The 19,851-nt window shown below is 66.0% G+C and carries 18 protein-coding genes; 7 read left to right on the top strand and 11 right to left on the bottom strand.

Annotation, left to right across the window (positions count from 1 at the left end; genetic code table 11):
- Positions 1-201: 201 nt before the first annotated feature.
- Genes NIBR502771_RS20275 through NIBR502771_RS20260 form a run of 4 tightly spaced genes read right to left on the bottom strand, consistent with a single transcriptional unit; the run spans position 202 to position 6,935 of the window.
- Entirely contained in the window at positions 202-1,440 is a 1,239-nt protein-coding gene (locus NIBR502771_RS20275) for a Wadjet anti-phage system protein JetD domain-containing protein (protein ID WP_141161290.1), read from the bottom strand.
- Positions 1,430-4,837 (bottom strand): ATP-binding protein, encoded by a 3,408-nt coding sequence (locus NIBR502771_RS20270; protein ID WP_141161289.1) that lies wholly within the window; start codon positions 4,835-4,837, stop codon positions 1,430-1,432. Before NIBR502771_RS20270 ends, NIBR502771_RS20275 begins: the two co-directional genes overlap by 11 nt.
- Entirely contained in the window at positions 4,834-5,496 is a 663-nt protein-coding gene (locus NIBR502771_RS20265) for a DUF4194 domain-containing protein (RefSeq protein ID WP_141161288.1), read from the bottom strand. The genes NIBR502771_RS20270 and NIBR502771_RS20265 overlap by 4 nt, the downstream gene beginning before the upstream one ends.
- A complete protein-coding gene (locus NIBR502771_RS20260) occupies positions 5,493-6,935 on the bottom strand; it encodes a DUF3375 domain-containing protein (protein WP_141161287.1) in 1,443 nt (480 codons plus the stop codon). The genes NIBR502771_RS20265 and NIBR502771_RS20260 overlap by 4 nt, the downstream gene beginning before the upstream one ends.
- A 240-nt stretch (positions 6,936-7,175) precedes the next feature.
- Here NIBR502771_RS20260 and NIBR502771_RS20255 point away from each other — a divergent pair, with 240 nt between their 5' ends.
- Positions 7,176-8,429 (top strand): S8 family serine peptidase, encoded by a 1,254-nt coding sequence (locus NIBR502771_RS20255; protein ID WP_141161286.1) that lies wholly within the window; start codon positions 7,176-7,178, stop codon positions 8,427-8,429.
- A 39-nt stretch (positions 8,430-8,468) separates the two neighbouring features.
- On the top strand, positions 8,469-9,392 hold the full coding sequence (locus tag NIBR502771_RS20250) for a class I SAM-dependent methyltransferase (RefSeq protein ID WP_141161285.1): 924 nt from the start codon (positions 8,469-8,471) through the stop codon (positions 9,390-9,392).
- On the opposite strand, the gene NIBR502771_RS20245 is transcribed toward NIBR502771_RS20250, so the two are convergent.
- Positions 9,377-9,952: an HNH endonuclease gene (locus NIBR502771_RS20245; protein WP_141161284.1), complete on the bottom strand. Its 576-nt coding sequence runs from the start codon at positions 9,950-9,952 to the stop codon at positions 9,377-9,379. The two genes, NIBR502771_RS20250 and NIBR502771_RS20245, sit on opposite strands and share 16 nt — an antisense overlap.
- 193 nt (positions 9,953-10,145) lie before the next feature.
- Between NIBR502771_RS20245 and NIBR502771_RS20240 the strand changes: the two genes are divergently transcribed.
- Positions 10,146-10,652 carry an SRPBCC family protein gene (locus tag NIBR502771_RS20240; protein ID WP_141161283.1) on the top strand — a complete coding sequence of 169 codons (507 nt, stop codon included), beginning with the start codon at positions 10,146-10,148 and terminating at the stop codon, positions 10,650-10,652.
- Positions 10,649-11,128, top strand: coding sequence for a nucleoside deaminase (locus NIBR502771_RS20235; RefSeq protein WP_141161282.1), 480 nt, complete (start codon positions 10,649-10,651; stop codon positions 11,126-11,128). Before NIBR502771_RS20240 ends, NIBR502771_RS20235 begins: the two co-directional genes overlap by 4 nt.
- A gap of 24 nt (positions 11,129-11,152) precedes the next feature.
- On the opposite strand, the gene NIBR502771_RS20230 is transcribed toward NIBR502771_RS20235, so the two are convergent.
- From NIBR502771_RS20230 to NIBR502771_RS20215, 4 genes are all read right to left on the bottom strand, one after another.
- On the bottom strand, positions 11,153-11,455 hold the full coding sequence (locus tag NIBR502771_RS20230; protein ID WP_141161281.1) for a YciI-like protein: 303 nt from the start codon (positions 11,453-11,455) through the stop codon (positions 11,153-11,155).
- Between the two features lie 263 nt (positions 11,456-11,718).
- Complete coding sequence (locus NIBR502771_RS20225; RefSeq protein WP_246839754.1) at positions 11,719-12,108, bottom strand: type II toxin-antitoxin system VapC family toxin; 390 nt, start codon at positions 12,106-12,108, stop codon at positions 11,719-11,721.
- 8 nt (positions 12,109-12,116) lie between these two features.
- The gene (locus NIBR502771_RS20220; protein WP_141161279.1) at positions 12,117-12,380 is read right to left on the bottom strand and encodes a type II toxin-antitoxin system Phd/YefM family antitoxin; all 264 of its coding nucleotides are present in this window, start codon (positions 12,378-12,380) and stop codon (positions 12,117-12,119) included.
- A gap of 146 nt (positions 12,381-12,526) precedes the next feature.
- Positions 12,527-13,252: a hemerythrin domain-containing protein gene (locus NIBR502771_RS20215; RefSeq protein WP_141161278.1), complete on the bottom strand. Its 726-nt coding sequence runs from the start codon at positions 13,250-13,252 to the stop codon at positions 12,527-12,529.
- Between the two features lie 537 nt (positions 13,253-13,789).
- Between NIBR502771_RS20215 and NIBR502771_RS20210 the strand changes: the two genes are divergently transcribed.
- On the top strand, positions 13,790-14,632 hold the full coding sequence (locus NIBR502771_RS20210) for a triacylglycerol lipase (RefSeq protein WP_141161277.1): 843 nt from the start codon (positions 13,790-13,792) through the stop codon (positions 14,630-14,632).
- 102 nt (positions 14,633-14,734) lie between these two features.
- On the opposite strand, the gene NIBR502771_RS20205 is transcribed toward NIBR502771_RS20210, so the two are convergent.
- Positions 14,735-15,955 carry an aromatic acid/H+ symport family MFS transporter gene (locus NIBR502771_RS20205; protein WP_141161276.1) on the bottom strand — a complete coding sequence of 407 codons (1,221 nt, stop codon included), beginning with the start codon at positions 15,953-15,955 and terminating at the stop codon, positions 14,735-14,737.
- A 244-nt stretch (positions 15,956-16,199) separates the two neighbouring features.
- On the opposite strand from NIBR502771_RS20205, the gene NIBR502771_RS20200 reads away from it, so the two are divergent.
- Positions 16,200-17,204, top strand: a complete 1,005-nt coding sequence (locus NIBR502771_RS20200) for a hypothetical protein (protein WP_141161275.1) — start codon at positions 16,200-16,202, stop codon at positions 17,202-17,204.
- A gap of 92 nt (positions 17,205-17,296) precedes the next feature.
- On the opposite strand, the gene NIBR502771_RS20195 is transcribed toward NIBR502771_RS20200, so the two are convergent.
- A complete protein-coding gene (locus NIBR502771_RS20195) occupies positions 17,297-18,886 on the bottom strand; it encodes an alkaline phosphatase (protein ID WP_141161274.1) in 1,590 nt (529 codons plus the stop codon).
- Positions 18,887-19,067: 181 nt separating this feature from the next.
- Here NIBR502771_RS20195 and NIBR502771_RS20190 point away from each other — a divergent pair, with 181 nt between their 5' ends.
- Positions 19,068-19,850: an SDR family oxidoreductase gene (locus NIBR502771_RS20190; RefSeq protein WP_141161273.1), complete on the top strand. Its 783-nt coding sequence runs from the start codon at positions 19,068-19,070 to the stop codon at positions 19,848-19,850.
- Position 19,851: the final 1 nt, after the last annotated feature.

Here is a 19,851-nt window from a genome sequence, read left to right as displayed (position 1 = left end):
CTGGTGGAAGGCCCCGTGCTCCAACCCAGCGCCAGGCGCGCGCCGTCGCAGCCACCGACCGCATTACAGACGACCAGGATTTCGTCGAGCAGATTCAGAAGACTGGCCGGCGTGAGCCGCTACGAATTCGGAAACGATGGTGGCTGTGGAGCAGTCGCTCGCTGTCTTTTCTCGGCGTGGCCCGGTAATCGGGATAAGGACTCAGGCCCTCAGCTCTTTGAGCGCCCAGGACCAGTTGATCAGCTCCTGCTCCAGGCGAATATTCGAGCCATAGGTGCTGTTCCCCAGCGATTCGTAGAACGCCGCTTCTGCCGCCGTCAGCCTCGCAAGCGCCGCCCGCGAGGGCGTCTCCTCCTTACCCCAGGCATCCCTGTGTGCAAGCAGGGTTCGCTCATCCATCAGGACACTCTCCACATGCGGATGGGCGGCCCGGAGCTGGTCGAGGATCCGGAAGCCGTGGGTGTCAATGTCGCCCCAGTAGAGGACACGGCAGTCACGGAGCCATGCGGCGTCCCGCAGGGAAGAGAATCCGTACCCGCCCCCAAAAAGTGCCAGCGTCCCTGGGCGGTCGGGAAGCGCCAGGAAATTGACCTGGTTCTCCGTTGCGATGACGGTATCCACCGGCAGCCGCAACCCGCCGAACGCTTCGGCTGTCAATGTGATGTCCCGTGCCCCACCAAACTGCTCAATGTCAGGATCCAACAGCCGAAACCTCACGAGCTCCGGAGGGTGCAGGAACCCGTGCCGGCGGGCGAATCTCGCCGCAGGTGTCCTTCCTGCGCTGTCTTCGAGCCCCGCATCATGGCCCGAGGACTCCAGCTCGTCGTCACCCGCGGACATTTCCTGGTCGCGCGAAGAAGGCTCGAGGGTGGCCAGCATTTGGTCAATAACCTGCCGGTGCCGCTCGATGAATTTCGTGTGCACCCCGGGCAGGCCCAACTGGCGGACGTAGATACCCGGCGCCGGGTTCTCCCGCAGCCACAACGCTACGTGCGCCGCAGTCACGGCCGCCGGGCCAAGTTCGAGAAGCTTCAGCGGCCGCCTCGCCGCCCAGTCCACCAGCTGGGGATCCAGTCCGGCCAGCCCCTCGGCCAGAGACCGGAAGACGCCAGCCTCCCGCGCCTTCCCCACAAAGCCGATCTCGTCCTCAACCGTGGCAAATACAGCGGCACTCGGAAGGGAATTGGCCCCGACAGTCCGCCGCCCGGTCTCTACCGTCTCCAACGAGTAGGCACCTGCCCCGGAAAAAAGCTCACCTGCCCACGCGCGGACCGCCGCGTAATCGCTGAGCAGTTCTGCCGCCGTCGGACGCTTCAAGGGACGACGGCGCGGGTACAGTCCGCTGGGCTCCAGCAGCTCCCGGAGGAGTGAACCGCTGCTCCACGCCTTCAGTGACTGGGCCCTCAGGTCCGCCAGCGTGGTCCACGCCTTAGTGGCCACGCCGGTCCTTCTCCTCGCGGTACTCCTGGATGGTCAGGTTGCGCAGCTGGGAATCATCACCGTTGATGTTCGCCACGAAGCCCACGTGCGAGACGAAGGGCTCGATGACGTGGATCTTCTGCAGGGGAGTGACGATCAGCAGTTGCAGCTGCATCCGCTCGAACAGCTCCAGCCCATACCGGGCGGACTCGTCCGAGCCGCGGCCGAACGCCTCGTCAATCACCACGAACCGGAAGCTCCTGCCGTTGCCGGCGTTCCTGCCCGCTCCCTTGCCGGACCCCAGCCCGAACTGGAACGCCAGGGCCGCCGCAAGGATGGTGTATGCCAGCTTCTCCTTCTGGCCGCCGGACTTGCCGCCAGAATCCGTGAAGTGCTCGTATTCCTCGCCGGTCTCCGTCCACTTCTCCGACGCCGAGAACGTGAACCAGTTCCGCACGTCGGTCACCTTCGCCGTCCATTTCCGGTCGAGGTCCGTCAGTCCTTCCCGGCCCCGGAACCTGTCGATCAGCCGCTCCACCTGCAGATATTTCTGCTCGGAGTATTGGTCCGTCCCGCCGATGGTCCCCTCAGAGCACGCCCGCAGGTCGCTGCCGAACTCGCGCACGTCCTGGTCCGCCGTGGCCTGGTGCTCCAGCTGGATGTGCCGGCCCGTGTTGTACGGAATACCGGCCAGGGACTGGTTGATCTCGCCGATCCGGTCAATGATGTTCTGCCGCCGGCTGTCCAGGAACGCATTGAACGCCACCACCTCGCGGATGGTGTTCTGGTTCAGCAGGTCCTTGAACTGGGTCTCGAACCGGGGCAGGTCGTTCCCCTCCAGCTGCTCCAGCAGCCGGTTGTAGTCAGCCGCGGCTTCCAGCGAAGCGTCGACATCGGTGGTTTCATTTGGGTACTTGTTGCGGAAGTCCGCCATCTTGGTCACTGTGCTCTCCGCTGCTCGGGCGATCCTCTTGGACAGCGCGTCGATGGTGTCCGTCAGGATGTTCCGCACGGCGCTCTCCACTGTGGCGGTGTTCTTATAGGTGAGCGGCTTGTCCCCGAGCGTTGTGGAGGTGAGGCGTCCGACGGCGGCCAGCATCCCCGCGTCGTCAGTCACCGGCGTGTCAACCAGGATGGCCCGGCACTCCTCGATTGCCTCGGCGATGTCCCTGGCGTCCTTCTCGTTCGCGCCGAGCCGCTCGCGCAGCTTCCCCGCTTTCTCCTCCAGCCGGTCCAGTTCCTTCGTGACCTGTTGTTGCTTGGCCATCAGCTGCTGCAGGACGTCGCTGGTGGTTTCCAGGGCCCGCTTCTCTGCCTTCAGGTCTTCGATGCTGCGGGCCGTGGCCTGCCAGCTGATCTCGCCGAATTCCGTGACGGAACGGACGGTGCCGAGCTGCTGGTTGTGCCGGCCCAGCGACCCCAGCTTGATGTTGACGCGCTCCAGCTGCCCGGCCACGACCTTCAGCGTGCCCTGTACCTCGTCCAGGTCGGCGCGGAACCCGGCAATCTTGTCGTGGTTGTCCCATCCCAGCACGTAGTTGCGCCGGTCGGCCAGGTCCTTGCGGTCGTCCTTCTCATGCCGGCCCCGCCCGCCTTTGAGTTGGCCGTTGGGTGTCAGCGCCTTCGGGTAGCGGCGGAAATCAGCCAGGTTCTCGCAGCAGAAGTAATCGAACCGGCTGCTGAGCTCGTCCTGCAGGAAGTCCCTGAACGGGGTCCCCTGCTTGATGGCGATCTTCGCCGCCAGCGTGCCAGGCTCGGCGGCCCCGGGCGCGTAGGACTCCCCGATTCTCAGGTACACCAGCCGGCCCCGCAGGTTGTTTGCGTCCACCCAGCTGCTGACCGCGGAGTAGTGCTCCGCGGGGACCAGGAGCGAGAGGGCGAACCCGTGGAGGGTCCGTTCCGCGGCGCCCTCCCACGCGGCTTCGCCCTCGCGGACCTTGAGCAGCTCGCCCACGAACGGCAGGTCGCTGTCCGTGATCCCGGTGCCTTCGCAGAGCCGACGGCGGATGTCCAGCTGGGGTAGGGGGATCAGGTTGCGGCGGGCCTGCAGGCTGGTGAGCTCGGCCTTGATCTCCGCTGACTTGGAGGTGAGTTCCGCTTGCCTGATGGACAGCGTTGTCCGCTCTTCGTGCAACACGTTGGACCGGTCCGCCAACTCCTGTTCCACGGTGGCGAGGCGGGCCCGGTTCGCGTCAAAGAGGACACGGTCCTCCGGGGCCTGCAGGCCAAGCTCCGCGGCTGCATCCGAGTAGGCCTCGAACCGCTGCCGCTGCTCGGCGGACTTGGCGGCCAAAGCAGCAAGTTCGGCGTCGATTGCTGCGAGACGTCCGCCGCCGTTGGTGCGGATGTCCTCATCCACTCCGGCCAGGTCCCGGCGCAGCTGCTTGACTTCGCCGTTCAGCCGAGTCCAGTCCTCCTGCAGCCGCACACCGGTGCGCTCCAGCTCGGCCTGGTGCTCCAGGCTCAGCTGCAGTTTCCGGTCCGTGAACCACGGATGCAGCTGGTCACGCTGTTTCCGGGCCAGCTCGTCGTCGGCGGTCAGCCCGGCATGGAGGGCGGCGCCTTCCTTGATGGGTGTCAGCAGGGCGATCTGGTCCTTGGCCCGGAGGACGGCGTCGTGGGCTTTCTTCAGGTCGTCGAAGTGGTGGATCAGGTTAGTGATCCGGGCGGCGACGTCGTCCTCCTCCAGCATGTTGCCGCGGACGAACGAGGTGATGTTCTCCACCTGCTTCATGGACACCGTGCGGTGGAACAGCTCCATGGCCTGGTTACCGCTGATCCCGAACTGGCGCTTGAAAGCTGCGGAGTACGGGTCGAAGGCGTCGTGAACCGATACGCCGGCCGCACGCAGCTTCTTCTTTAGCTTCATAGGGTCCTGGCCAAAATTGCTGAAGTCCGCCGCAATCGTCTGGTCCGCTTCCGCGAGCGAGTAGAACCGGTTGGGCTGCCCCGCCTCCTGAGTAGCCCACAACGTGATGCCCAGCGTGACCCACTTGCCGAGCACGGCGTTGTGGAAAACGCCCAGCACCACCGTCAGCTGGCCGGTGGCGCGCAAAGGTACCGGCTTGGAGTACTCTCCACCGGCGCTCCGGGCACTCTTGTGGAAGCCCCGGACGTACGACATGAGGGAGCGTTCCTTCTTCTGCGCCCCTGCGGCCTTGTTGTACTCGATTTTGTGCGCCGGAAGCAGCAGTGTGGTGATCGCATCCACCACCGTGGACTTTCCCGAACCGATGTCGCCGGTGAGCAGGCTGTTGGCCCCGTCCAGTCGGAACGTGCGCACCCCCTGATGGAAGGTGCCCCAGTTGAGCAGCTCCAGGCGGTTCAGCCGGAAGCCCGGGGGAGTGCCGCCGTCGGCAGATGTTTCATCCAGACTGAACAGGCTCTCCTGCAGGTCCGTGCCCAAATCCGTGGTCACTGGTCCTCCCCAATTGTGCGTGCGGCTTCGGTTGCCTTGCCCTGCTCCGTAGAGGCGGGCGGCTCGCCGGCGAGCGTCCGGCGATAGTCATCCAGCCGTGCGTCGAACTCCTCCAGCCACTGCGCATCCACGTACGCCTTCAGGATCCGTGCCACCTCGTACGTGTCCGTCTGCCCCCTGAGCTTGCGCAGGAAGCCGAGCTCCACCACTTTCTTGATGTCAGCCCCCAGCCGGTCCAGGACGCGGGCCTCGTTGCTTGATTCGGGCAGGAACACCGAGACCATGTCCGCGATCTCCTGTTCGGTCATGATGAGCCGGACCTCGCTGCTGTTGATGTCGAACTCCATCATGCGGCGGCGGAGCAGGGCCAGCAGCAGGCTGACATTGAAGGTCAGGGTGCGGCGGGCGATGAGCCGGGGGAGCGTGCCGTCTGGATCATCCTTGGACCGGAGGAACGCGTACCCTTCAGACTCGTCCAGCAACAGGTCCAGGCCCAGCACCGCCACGTAGTCGCGCACGTGCGAGGTCAGCCCGAGCAGGGACTGCCACAGCTTCTCGTCGTTCTCCGCGTACAGCACGCCCTTGAAGAGCCGGGTGACGACGGCCGGAAGCTCCTCAGGCGTGCGGGCTTCACTGTCAGCTGTGGCGGGGACGTTCATGCCGGCCTTCCGAAAATGATCTGTTCGATGGTGGCTTCGCGGGTGGAGCCGTCCGGCAGCTGCCAGGTCAGGCGTTGGGACTGTTCCGGGTTGATGGTGGCCCAGTCCGATTCGGTGGCCAGCTGGTAGTACGCCACAACCTCCGCCAAGCCTTGGGAGAGCGGGTACGCTGCCGTGACTTCGGCGAGTGTGGCCTGCTCGGTCCCGGCGAGAATGGAGTCGATGTTGGCCTGCAGGCGTTCCTTGTCCACGAAGAACTGGCCGAACAGGGCCGAGGCGTCCACGTCGGCGTCGTCGGCTGTTTCGACGGCGTCGTCCACCAGCACTTTGCGGCTGGGCTCATAGAGGGGCCGTTCAAAGGGAAGCACCACGTCCACGGATGGGGCGTCAATTTCCATGAAAGCGCCCGACGGCGGCGCCTCCCGGGTGCCCAATGCACCGGACTCAATGCGGCGGATCAGCTGCATGATGCGTTTGTTCTCCAGGAACACCTTGTCGTCCAGGAGCCGGCGCATTTGCTGGGAAAGCTGGCGGACCGTGGCCTGGGTCTGTTCAACGGCGGGAAGCCAGTCCTGGTGGAGGTTGGCTAGCGCGTTCAGGCTGTCCGCGTTGGCCAGGGCTTCGATCCGGGTGGCGCGCTGAAGCAGGTCCTGCAGCTCGGTGCGGAGCTGGGGCGACATCAGGTAGTCCCAGAACCCCTGGAACGTGCGCCCCTGGAGGGAGCTGCTGATGTCCTGCTGGTTGTCGAAAATGGACTCCAACAGTTCACCCTGCGTGCCGTCCCACGTGGCGATCTGCTCGCGGACCTGGCGGTCCAGTTTCCGGAAGTTCTGCTCCACCTCACGGAAGTCGGACAGCAGGTCCTTGGCCAGGGACGTCAGCTGCTGGAAGTGGTCCAATGCCTCCGGGCCGGTCATAACGCGGATGTTGCCTTCGCGGATCCGCTGCATCTCGGCGTCGATCCCGTCCCGCTGGCGCTGCAGCTCTGCGAGCCGCACCTCCGGGTCCGTCTCGGACTGCTGCACCAGCTGTTTTAGGACCGCGAAGATGCTGGTGAGCCTGGATTGGGTTGCGACGAAGTCCCGCCCGCGCAGGTTCTCCACCCAGCGGACCACGTCCTCCGCGGCCGCCGTGAGATCGTAATGGGGTTCGTCCTCGCCGGGGACGTAGTACTTTCTCAGCCATTGGCGGTCGTCGGCCGCCCAGTCATCAAGGTATTCACCTGCGGGACGGGGGAACCTGTCCTCGCCTTCGCTGTCGCGGAGGCCGAACAGCACGTCATCCAGGACGTCGATCAGCTCCTGCCGGCTCAGGTTGCGCTGGTTTGGACCCGTGAAAGCGGCCATGAAAAACGTCAGTGCCAGCGGCGCATTCTGGGCACGGAGCAGTGACCAGCCTGCATGGTTCTCCCGCAGGGAATTGATGGCGTAGTAGTCCATTGAGGTCCGATGTTTAGTGCATCTCGTCGTCGGCTTTTACTGTAAGCGACACCCCCGACAAACCTTCACTCCAGCGTGTCAACGACGAACTGGTAGGGACCGGTGGACGGACGGCGGCGGGACGCAAGTGCCACCGTCGTCCCTCCTGTCCTGCCTGCTGCCCACTGCCCGGGTAGCCGGAAAACTTATCAAGGGTCTTTCCCCCTATCCAGCCGTGCCGTGTGCGCGGAAGATAGCCCCATGAAAAAGCTTGTGCTGGCGAGCTTCGCCGCCCTTCTCCTGGTTATTGGCAGCCTGCTGGGCGCGGTGGTCCCGGGCAACGCCGCACCCACGCCGACGATTACGGCAGGGCAGATCCTGGTCAAGTTCCGCGACAATGCCGGTGCGGCGGGCGTCCTCCGCGCCCACGGACTCAGCGATGGTCCGGATGTGGGCAGCACTGGCGCGCACCTGATTACCGTGCCGGCGGGGAAGGAGTTGCAGCTCGTCGCCGCGCTGGGCCGGAACCCTGTGGTGGAGTACGCCGAACCGGACTACGTGGTTACTCCGGCCTCGGACGACACCTACTTTCCCCGGCAATACGCCCTGCAGAACACAGGCCAGTCGTTCACGAACACCGACGGTACGGTGACGGTTCCCGCCGGGACCACTGACGCCGATGTGGACGCCGTGGAAGCCTGGACCGTTACCACCGGCACGGGAATCAAGGTTGCTGTCCTCGATTCCGGCGTCGCCCTGGACAACCCCGACATCACCCCGAAGGTGGTGGCACGGGTCAACTACACCACGTCCAGAAGCAACGACGACAACTACGGGCACGGAACACACGTCGCCGGGATCGTCGCGGCCACCGCCAACAACGGCATTGGCGTGGCCGGAGTGTGCCCGGGATGCAGCATCCTGGCCAGCAAAATCCTCAGCGACACCGGAGCAGGGTCCAGCTCAGGCCTTGCGAACGGCATCAACTGGGCCGTCAAGAATGGCGCCCAGGTCATCAACATGAGCCTGGCTGTCGGCGCGTCAAGCACCCTGGAAACTGCGGTCAACAACGCCTGGAACGCGGGCGTGGTACTGGTTGCTGCAGCCGGCAACGGCGGGAACACCAGCATGAATTACCCGGGAGCCTACCCGAACGTCATTGCCGTGGGGGCAACGGACAACAACGACACGAAGGCGTCGTTCTCCACCTACGGTGCCTGGGTAGATGTGGCAGCGCCGGGGGTCAGCGTCTACTCCACCTTCCCCAACCACAAGTTCGTCCTCGCCCGGGAGTACAACCGTTCCCAGGGGTACGACATCGGCAGCGGCACCTCGACGGCCTCACCGATTGTTGCCGCAGTCGCCGCGCTCGCCCGCAGCACCAACCCCGGAGGCACCGCCTCGGACATCCGCGCCAGGGTGGAATCCACCACCGACACAGTTGGCGCCATCGGGACTGACTGGGCCCACGGCCGCGTGAATGCCTGCAGGGCGGTCGGGGCAACCGGTTGTTGACCCTTCCTTCGTTTTGATGCCCCGTTGTAGGGTCGGGGCGTGATCGTCTCCGATATCCCCCAGAACGCCGAGGCAGTGGCGGATCACTACGACGAGCTTGATCCGATCTACCGCCGGGTGTGGGGCGAGCACGTCCATCACGGGCTTTGGACGACGGGCCGCGAGACAGCTGCCGAGGCCGTCGAGGCGCTGGTGGACGCTGTTGGCGACCGGCTGGGACTGTTGCCGGGCCAAGCGTGCGTGGACATCGGCTGCGGCTATGGCTCCACGGCACGGCGGCTCGCGGCGACTCGCGGGGTTGGCGTCACCGGCTTCACGCTGTCCGCCGAGCAGGCCCGCTACGCCGCCGCGCACCCCGTCGCCGGCGTGGACATCCGGGTCCGCGACTGGCTCGCCAACGGGCTGGACGACGCCTCGGCCGGGGCCGCGTGGGCCATCGAGTCGAGCGAGCACATGGTGGACAAGCCCCGGTTTTTCGCCGAGGCGCACCGCGCACTGGCGCCAGGCGGACGGTTCGTCATCTGCGCGTGGCTTGCCGAGACCGGCGCCAGCGGGTGGAAGGTCCGCCACCTGCTCGAGCCGATCTGCCGCGAGGGGCGCCTGCCATCGATGGGCACACGTGAGGATTATGAGTCGATGGCAACGGACGCGGGCTTTACGGTCACCGGCTATGAGGATGTCAGCCGCAGGGTCGCCCGCACCTGGCCGATCTGCGCTCGCCGGCTGGTGAAGGCCCTGCTCTTGGATCCCGAGATGCGCCGGCTTGCCCTTCGGTCCCGCAACCGCAACTCGTTTCCCGGCATTCCCCGCCTGATCCTGGCCTACCGCACCGGGGCCATGCGCTACGGGATCTTCACGCTCACCAAGGCCGAGGAGGGCGGCACGCAAACCGGGCCAAACGCCTCAGCCGAAGCGACTGACCGGAAGCTCCCGCTCCGTCCCGGGGCTCAGGGCAGCGGCTGACGCTCGCCCACGCTGACCGAGGCCGACGGCGGAAGGTAGTCCCGCCGTCGTCGTTCCATCCGGCGTTGCTGGCCCGGAGACGGGATCCTCGCCCGCTTGGCGCGGTTGCACCTGGCGCACGCGGCAACGAAGTTCTGGAGGCTGGTGGACCCGCCCTTGGACCACGGGTAGAAGTGGTCGCCATGCTCTGCCGGGCGGCCGCAGCGGCGCCCCAAGCCGGCTTCCAACTCGCACAGCCCGTTAGCCCGCGCCATCCCTTCGCGGCGCTGCTGGCGGGTGAAGCGGCGTACCGGGTCGCGGCGTCGGACATCGCGGCTCGTCATGACCGCTGCGGCAATGCCCAGAACCACTGCGGCGACGCCAGGCACAGTGACCGCGGCGACGACTCCGTCAAACAGGCCGCGCAACACCCCAGCGGCCGAAGCCGGACCCGGTCCAGCTGTCGGCGTCGCCTTTGCCATGAGCGCCGACATCACTGCGACGGCGAGCCAAATAAGTACCGCCGAATACGCCAGGCGCAGCCCCTGCCGGGTCCAATAAATCCGGCCCAGTTCCTGCATTGATTCCCCCAATTTTGGTCGCTCGGATCCCGTGGTCCGGGTGTCCAGGAAATCGTATAGGCCGGGCGGCGGCGGATGATCAGGTTGAGCTCAGTTTTTGCAGAGCTTCCGCGCCGGAGCCTATTCCTGCCCAGGAGCAGTTCCTGGTGCGCAGCCGGCGGCAGGAGAAGTGGGTGTCTGCAAGGATGGAGCCATGAACCAGAGCAGCATCCGCCAACACCAGGACTCCGTCACGGTCAACGCATCCGCCGAGACCCTCTACGACCTGGTCTCCGACGTCACCCGTACCGGTGAGTGGAGCCCGGTCTGTACGTCGTGCTGGTGGGACGACGAGGCAGACGCCGGCCAGCCCGGCGCATGGTTCACCGGGCGGAACGAGCTCCCGCACCGGACGTGGGAAACCCGTTCGCAGGTAGTGGCAGCCGACCGCGGCCGCGAGTTCGCCTGGATGGTGGGCGGCAAATACGTCCGCTGGGGCTTCACCCTCTCCCCGGCAGCTGCCGGAACCGTCCTGACTGAGTCCTGGGAATTCCTGCCCGACGGTCTAGCCATGTTCCGGGAGAAATACGGCGCTGACGCTGACGCCCAGATCGCCGACCGCACGCAGCAGGCGCTGGACGGCATCCCGGCAACACTCGAGGCAATCAAACGGATCGCCGAGTCCATCGCCGCACACGACGACGTAAAGTCCCCGCTATGACCCACGAACAGCACCAATTCGCCGCGCCGGCACTGGAGAGCACGGACCTTCCGGCATTCGAGGCCGCCTACCAGGCCGCCCAAAAAAGCCTGGCCGAGGGCGGCATCCCCATCGGGGCTTCGATCGCCCGGGACGGCGAGGTCTTCGCCAGCGGGCACAACGAACGGGTCCAGAATGCCGATCCGATCGCGCACGGGGAAATGTCCGCACTCCGCGCCGCCGGCCGGCAGAAGAGCTACCAGGACACCACGCTGTACACCACCCTGGCCCCGTGTGCCATGTGCGCGGGAACGATCATCCAGTTCAAGATCCCCCGCGTGGTAGTGGGGGAAGCACAGACGTTCGACGGCGAACTGGACCTCCTGCGCGCACGCGGGGTTGAGGTGGTGGTCCTGGATGATCAGCGTTGCGTGGACATGATGCGCTCGTTCCAGTCCGACAAGCCGGAGCTGTGGGCCGAGGACATCGCCGAGTAGGTCAGGCCGTGTAGTAACGCGACGTCAGGGGCGGACCGGTGAGGCGGCCCCGTTGCCTAAAACCGTGGTCCACGGGTTGGCGGTCCACGACGTAACGACGCCATTGATGACGTAGGGGTCTGCGGCTGCAAACGCCTTGGCCGCCTGGAGCGGGTTCCCGCCGGTGAAGATGAGCAGCCCTTTGAAGGGGTCTTCGCCAACTGCTCCGCCGAGCAGAAGCTCGCCGCGTTCCACTGCTTTCCACCCTGCCTTCAGGTGGTCTGCGCGGTACTGTTCGCGGGACTCAAGGTAGTTGTCGGCGTAGGTGTATTCGAGCACGGCGTGCATGGGTGACCCTCCGTTTGGTTAGTGGTTTGGTTCGCTGTAGAAGCAGCGTACCCACTGTGTGCTGGGCGGAAACCCTGCACCTCAGCCAAGGCGACGGAGCGCGTGAAGCGGATGCTGCCGCCGTCGTGGTTCAATTCTCCCGAGGCGAGGCCGCCTGCTCGTCGATGCCGCACCAGCCGGCAATGACGCCGAGGCGGACTCACGCACCCAGATCCGCCTGGGTCTGACGCGCAGCTGGGGAGTGGTGTCCCTACCAGCCCAAGCTAGTGGGGTTCGGCGCCCGGGCTGTGACTTCTTAGCCCTGCCGCGGTTGCCGCACTCAGGAGCTCCTTGTCGAAGGCCACCAACTCATCGACCTCAAGCCTTATCGCGGCTGCGAGATGAATCGCGTCGGCACTCCGCAACCTACCCGGCAGTGCAGCGGCATAGGTGAGGTCGGAGCGAACCAGGTCCACGAGGTTGATGCCGGCCAGTACGGTGTTGACCAATTCCGGCGGCAGGCCCCGGCGGTTGGCCGCGCAATGGAGTTCCGTGAAGAGAAGCATCGAGGCAACCAGGAGGGCGCCCTCTGCGGCCGACGCCGTCAGGAATTCCGCAGTTGGGCCGGACTCGGCTTCCTCAACCACGAGCTTGAGGGCAGCCGAGGTGTCCACGTAAAGGATCAACGGTCGCCGCGCAGATCGTCGAGAATTTCGGCGGTGCCGGTGGCGAGCGTTGCCCGGGGGATCGATCGGAAATCAACGGGGCCCCGGGACGCCCGGACACCACCCGATCGGAGTAAACGCTCAAAGGGTGAAGCTGCGGGCGGTATCAGCGTAGCGGCAACTTCACCGTTGTTCGTGACGTCGATGATTTCACCGTTTTTCACCCGCTCCAGGATCTTGCTGCTTTGGTTGCGCAGCTCACGATGGGGGATCGTTGTCATGGCAAACCTCCGTAGCAATCGTAGCATCGGCCCCTGCCTGCCGCCCGACCTCTTGGCAGCCCCATCTCCCTCGACGATCGCTTCCGGGGTCCGCCTGGGCGTGGCCAAGGCGTGCCGCGCCGGTCCCCCCCAGCCCTGATCCGGCGTTACAGTGTCTCCGGGATGGGCCGGCCGGGGAACAGCTTGGCGTACTGTTTTCGGTACATCCGCCGCCCCACCAGCTTGTAGGCGAGGCGGACAGGCGGCGGGATTTCCTTGAACAGCTCTACGCGGTCCGCCGGCGGGTTCGTGGCCAGCACCATGCCAAGGTAGGCCACCATGAACTTCTTGTCGAACTTGTCGATCCCGTGCTGTCCCACCGCCGCGGCCTCCTTTTCGGTCATCACCCGGTCCACCACAGGCATGACCTCGGTGACCTCGCGGCGCAGGTGCACGTCCAGGACCGCCTTCAGGTCCTCGTACAGTGCGGCAAGCTCTGATGCGTCGGCGGCGTCCACTGTCCGCATCCACCGCAGCCGCACCGGCTCGATCCGCTCCAGTCGCTGGGTGACCTGCCGGTGGTGCTCGAGCATCTGCGCGATGTGCAGGACGCAGCCGGGGGCGCGCTGCTCCAGTGGCGGATACATCAGCAGGTCCTCACCCTCGTGATGGACGTGCAGCACCATGTCGAAGTTTCCCAAAACTTCCCCAACGTACGCGGCGCGGGCCGCATCCCCCGCAGCGACGGACCGCACCAGGCCCGGGGCCTCGGCGTAGGCCCACAGGAAGAACCGGTGAATGCGGCGCATGGCCGCGGTCCCGGTGCAGAGGACCGGCCCGGGCGGCAGGGGAGCGGCGGTCTCACCGGGCTGCATCGTGAAGAAATCGGTCATGGGGGTGGCCCCTTTCGTCGTGCGAGACCAGGCCCCTCCCCGCGAGCATGGTATCCCCGCGCCCAGCCGCAAACAATGCAGGAAAAGCTCAAGGCTCCGCCCCACAGGACGCGGCAGCCGAGGAGGACCAACGACGGCGGCACGCTGGCTGGGAGCGCTGCGATTGATGGGCGCGGGCTCTGCCGACGTCGCCGGAATGGTGCCAGCCCGCCGGAACTGAACGGCGAGCTGGCACCGTTCCGGCGTTCTCGGCCCGCGGCCCCCAAAATGCACGTTTGTGCAGCAGCTGCTGAGCGGGCGTCCACGCGCATGAAGAGCCAAAAAGTGCTACTCACCAGTAACAACGCGAGTGCTTCAGGTCACATTCACAGTGACCTCCAGTGCTGGTGATCCCGCCTTTTCCCCGCACGTTCGTGCACTTTCGCTGCGAAGGAGTGCCGGCTGCTGCCAGCATGGAAAACCACGGCCGGAACTGATGGGCACCCCCAAGACCATCAGCAGCGGCCGCTCCAGAGACAGACAAACGAAGAGGTTTCCATGTCATTCCTAAGCCGAGCCCTGTCAGTTGCCGCCGCGGCACTCCTGGCCTCATCCCTGGTGGCCGCTCCCGCCCGGGCGGTCGACGTCTCCCCGCCCGGGGCCAACGACTGGACCTGCAAACCGTCAGCGGCACATCCGTATCCGGTGGTCCTGGTTCCGGGAACCTTCGAGAGCATGGAGAAGAACTGGTCCACCATGTCGCCCTACCTCAAGAGCCAGGGGTACTGCGTCTTCGCCCTGAACTACGGCGCAACCAACGGTATTTATGCCACGGCTCCGGTCAAGGATTCCGCAAAGGAACTCGCACCGTTCGTTGACGCCGTACGCTCCGCCACGGGCGCCAAGCAGGTGGACCTGGTGGGCCACAGCCAGGGCGGCATGATGCCCCGGTACTACATGGGCTTCCTGGGCGGCGCCAAGTACGTCCACGAGCTTGTCGGCATCGCGCCGTCCAACCACGGCACGGAAGGCGTGATCCTTCCGCCGCCGGACCTGGTGCCCACGCCCGATTACACCGCAGCCGGCTGTGCGGCCTGCGCGGACCAGCAGGCGGGATCGCCCTTCATGCAGGAGCTCAACTCCATCGGCGATACTGTCGCCGGCCCCGCCTACACGGTCATTTCCACCACCCATGACGAGGTGGTCATCCCGTACAACAGCCAGTACCTCAGCGGCTCCGCCCGGCAGGTCACCAACATCACCATCCAGGACAAGTGCCCGGCGGACGTCATTGAACACGACCAAACGCCCAATGATCCTGTGGTCCACCAGTTGGTAGGCAACGCCCTGGCCCAGCCGACCGGTCCGGCAGACCCGGCATTCCAGCCCGTCTGCCTCTAGCGCACCGGGCGGACAACAACCAGCAGTACGACGGCGGGTGGCCGGCTTCGAAAAGCCGGCCACCCGCCGTCGTTGGTGTCTGAAGCCCTGGGCTGCGTTTGTTTAGCCGGCGTGCTCCTGGACCGGGTTCCGCGCGGAAATGACCTGCGGTACCGTCACGAGCGCGACGACGGCCAGGGCGCCGGCGGCGGCGAACGCGTAGAAGCCCCACGGGTAGGCGATGCCGGCGGCAACAAGGCCGCCGGTCACGGCAGGTCCGGCGATGGCGCCCACGCGGCCCACGCCGGCGGCGAAGCCGAGGGCCGTGGCGCGCAGCCGCGCCGGGAAGAGTTGGCTGACCCAGGCGTACACGAGCACCTGGGAACTGAAGACGAACACCCCTGTGATGAAGACGAGCGCGTTCAGCAGGATGGCGTTGTCAACCTTGACGCTGAGGAGGGCAAGGCACACGGCCGACAGGCCAAACCAGAGCAGCACGATCCGCTTGGTTCCGTGCTTGTCCGCCAGGATACCGGCGATGATGAGGCCGGCAACGGCGCCGAGATTGAGGACCAGGAGCAGTGATATGCCGGCGCTGACGGGATAGCCCGCGGAAGCCATGAGCTGCGGGAGCCAGGTGTTCAGGCCGTAGACCAGCAGGAGCCCCATGAACGAGGCCGCAGCGATGGCCAGCGCCACGAGCGGGTACGGCTTCTTCGCCAGGTCCCGGACACTGCCCTGCTCCTGCCTCTTGGCGTCCCGTTCTGCCGGCAGGGTCTCGGGGAGTTTGAACCAGAGGAGCGGCACCAGCGCCAGGCCGGCAATGCCGCCCACCACGAACATGGTGCGCCAGTCCGGGATAACCATCAGTGCCAGGAAAGCCGTGGCCACAGCGCCTGCGTGGTAGCCGGTCATGGTCCGGGTGGTGGACTTGCCGGCGGAACCGGCAGGTGCGTAATCGTTCATGTAGGCCAGGGCGACCGGAAGGCAGGCGCCCAGCCCCAGGCCGGCCAGAAGCCGGAAAGTGCTGAACACTGCCACGTTGGGAGCCCAGATGACCGCGATCGTGAAGATGGAGAACCACAGGACACAGGCAACCAGCAGCTTGCGGTGCCCGAACCGGTCCGACAATGGGGCGATGAAGAGGGCGCCCAGGCCCACGCCGGCCAGGGAGATGGTGGCAGCCAAGGTGGCGCCGACCGCGTCGAAGCCAAGCTCGCCGGTCTTGATGAGCGTAGGGATGACGGTGCCAAGCACCACCAAGTCAAAGCCGTCCAAAACCATGGCCAGCCAGCAAAGCCATACCGGCCACCGGGACGCGCGGGTGGAGGGGGAAGTGGTCATGAAATCCTCATCGATCAGGGAAACCGGGATGCATGCGGGCTGAGAGCCCTGTCACCAGGGGGAGTGATCCACGGCATGCTTACTGATGGGAGGCTACCAAGAAGTTCATTAAACGTACAAATGTTCGAATAACGAACATATGGAGGGGAAGCGACGCGTTATCGGAAGTTGCTTCCGGCAAGCCCTGTTCAGGTGTGGCCTGTGGGGCGGAAGATAAGCCAAGGAAGAGATGGGAGGTCAGGGGATGCAGCCAACGCTCCCTCGTTCCAAACGCTGGCGGCGCGCAGCGGCAACGGCCGCGGCCCTCCTGTCGCTCGCTGCCGCGGGGTGCACCGGCGGACCGAAACCTCCGGACCAGCCTTCACCCCTGCCTGACGTGCACATCGCGGCCGTCGGCGACATGAACCCCGAGGGGAATACCGATCCGGACAGCCCCTCCGGCCGCAACGGCGCGGCCATCGCCCGGCTGGCCGCGAACAACGAAATCGACGCGTTCCTGGGCCTGGGCGACTTCCAGTACAGCACCGCCCGCTGCGACGACTACGTGAACTACTGGAAACCGCTCTGGGGCGGCACGCTGCCCAAGATGTACTGGGTGTCCGCCCCCAACCACGACTGGGAACCGGGCCGCAACGAAGACCTGGACAACTTCATGAACGGCCAGTGCCCGGGCTCCACGGACAAGGCCGCGATCAACCAGGAGCGCGGGTTCGTCCCGAACGGCCAGCCCTACTCGAAGGACTTTGGGCAGTGGCATTTCGCCTTCCTCTCCTCCGCGTTGTGGCGGTACGAAACCACGGAAGCCAAGGCCGCGACGGACTGGCTGGACAAGGATCTCTCGGCAGCCCAGGCAGCCGGCCAGCACCTGGCAGTGGTCTACCACGAGCCATATTTCACATCGGACACCAGCGAACACGGCCGCACCGAAGACAACAAGCCATGGATCGACGTGATGTGGAAGTACCGCGTCCGCCTGACCCTCTCCGCCTCGCAGCACAACTACGAGCGGTCCTGCCCGGTGAACAATGCCGACAAATGCGTCGACGACGGCATGACGGCCTTCCAAATTTCCACTGGCGGCATCGATACCCGCCCCTTCATCGGCCGCCGCCCGTCCTACATCGCAAAACGGTTCAGCGACAGCCGGGGCTTCCTCCGGTTGACGCTGCACTCGGACGGATCCTTCGACTGGAACTTCACGGCGACCACAGGGTCCAGCACGGACTCGGGGAGCCGCGGGGCACCGTAATCGGCAGCACGGGAGCGCGGCTCATCAGCGTCCACGGGTGACCGCGGCCAACGCCGTGAAGTAGGCCTGGCCGCGTTCACCCCCGGCGAAGGTCAGGCCCGCGGCTGCAGCCCCGGGACGCCGTCGCGGATCTCGAAGGAGGCCTTGGTGGACGCCGGCGCACCAGGCGTCGTGACATGGTCCAGCACCCTGAAGTCCGCGGTCATGGCTTCCCTGGTGATGCGCGTGTTCACGTAACCGCGGTTGTCGTTGTAGAACTTCAGGTGCGGGTTCCAGGCCATGACGGGGTCGGCAGTGGAGCCGTTGCCGTCGCCGGTGGACGTGATGGAGGTGCACACCAGCTCCGACCCCACCACCGGGGAAGCCGGGTCCTTGTAGTCCACTTTGACGTCATTGGCCCAGTTGCGGTGCACGTCGCCGGTGAGTACGACGGCGTTCCGGACGTTCGCGTCCACCCACCCCTGGGTGATGCGGCGGCGGGAAGAGACATACCCATCCCACCCGTCCATGGACACGTCGTCGATCTCCGGCGCCTTGTTCCGGTCGCGCTCGGCGAAGAAGACCTGCTGGCCCAGGATGTCCCAGCGCTGGGTGGAGTTCCTGAATCCGTCCAGCAGCCACCTCTCCTGCTCGGCGCCGGTGATGGTCCGGTCCTCCGCCAGCCGTTCGGCCACGTTCTTCTTCCAGCCGTCACCGGCCAGCTGATCGTCGCGGTACTGCCGCGTATCCATCATGTGGAAGTTGGCCAGCTGGCCCCACTGGATCCTGCGGTAGATCTTCATGTCCGGGCCTGCCGGCAGCGACGACGGACGCAGCGGCATGTTCTCGTAGTAGGCCTGGAACGCGGCGGCGCGGCGCTGGCGGAAATGCTCCACGCTGTCATTGAGCTGGCCGGCGTCACTGTTCTCCGGCACGTCGTCCGCCCAGTTGTTGTCCACCTCGTGGTCATCCCAGACCACTGCCCAGGGTGCGATGGCGTGCGCGGCCTGCAGGTCGGCGTCGGCCTTGTACTGGGCGTGCCGCTGCCGGTAAGTCTCCAGTGTGACGGTCTCCGGGCCCTCGTGGTCGCGCGGGTTGCCGCCGCCAATCACGTAGCCGCCCTTCTTGTATTCGTAGAGGTAGTCGCCAAGGTGCAGCACCAGGTCCGGGTGGTCCTCCGCGAGGCGGCGGTAGGCGGTGAAGTAGCCGTGCTCGTATTGGGCACAGCTGGCGAACGCCATGGCCAGTGCGGCGGGCGTCTCATGCAGCGCCGGGCTGGTCAGGGTGCGTCCCACCGGGCTCAGGTGCCTGCCGGCGCGGAACCGGTAGAAGTACTCGCGGCCCGCTTTCAACCCGCGCAGCTCCACGTGCACCGAGTGCGCGGTTTCGATCCGGGCCTGCTCGACGCCGCGGGCCACCACGTTGCGCATGCCCTGGTCCTCGGCCACTTCCCACTGCACGGCGACCGGGCGGGACGGCATACCGCCCAGTCCGTCCTCCGCCACGGGGTTGAGCGCCAGGCGCGTCCAGAGCACGAAGCCGTCCGGCCACGGCTCGCCCGAGGCGATGCCGAGCATGAAGGGATCGGCGCGGAGGCCGGCGTCGTCCGCGGTGGAAACCGCGACGGCGGTACCAGGCAGGGCTGCGACCAACCCGGCCCCGAGGCCGGCGGAGATGAGGGTTCTGCGGGAGATGTTGTCCATGGTTCCCACGGTATTTCCAGCGGTTGTACAGGTTTTGAGGAGGATATGAATGAGTGGTTAACGGTGTGACAAGGGTTGTTAGTTTGCGGCTGGGTGCTCACGGGCCTTTGGACTCTGGTTCCACTGGGGGCCGCCCGGCATCGTTGGCACCGACCCCGCCCCGCCAGCGAAAGAAGACACCATGCCCCGTACTTCCGTCATCACCGGCGCCGCCTCCGGGATCGGCAAGGCAACCAAGGAACTGCTCGAACAACGGGGCGAACGAGTGATCGGCGTGGATCTCCACGACGCCGAAGTAGTGGCTGACCTCTCCACTGCGGAGGGCCGCGGTGCTTTGGTGGACGCGGTGCGGGAGGTCAGCGGCGGCAGGATTGATGCCGTCTATGCAGTGGCCGGCCTCGCCGTGCCGGCTCCGGCCACGGTGGCCGTGAACTTTTTCGGTACCGTCGCCTCGATCGAAGGGCTCAGGCCATTGCTGGCCGGCTCGGAGGCACCGCGCGCCGTTGTGGTGTCCTCCATGGCGGCCCTCATGGCCAGCGACGATGAGCTCGTAGCGCTGCTGACTGACGGGGACGAGCCGGCAGCCATGGACCGCGCCCAGGTTTTGGCCAAGGAACCGTCCACCACCGGGCAACTTATTTACGCGTCCACCAAGGTGGCGCTGTCCCGGTGGGTCCGCCGGAAGGCTGCCACTGCAGAGTGGGCCGGTGCCGGGATCCCGCTGAACGCCGTGGCACCCGGTGTTATCGCCACGCCCATGACCGCAGACCTGATCGACACTGAACAGGAGCGGGAGTCGCTGCTGAAAGTGGTCCCGATGCCGCTGAACGGCATCGCCGAACCCATCGTCGTCGCACGCCTGCTGGCGTGGCTCAACAGCGCCGAAAACACCCACCTGTGCGGGCAGATTGTCTACGTGGACGGCGGCAGCGACGCTGTCCTGCGCGGCGACTCCGTCTGGTGAT

The sequence above is a fragment of the Pseudarthrobacter sp. NIBRBAC000502771 genome (genome assembly GCF_006517215.1).
Taxonomy (GTDB): domain Bacteria; phylum Actinomycetota; class Actinomycetes; order Actinomycetales; family Micrococcaceae; genus Arthrobacter; species Arthrobacter niigatensis.
This window is presented reverse-complemented; position numbering and strand designations above follow the sequence as displayed.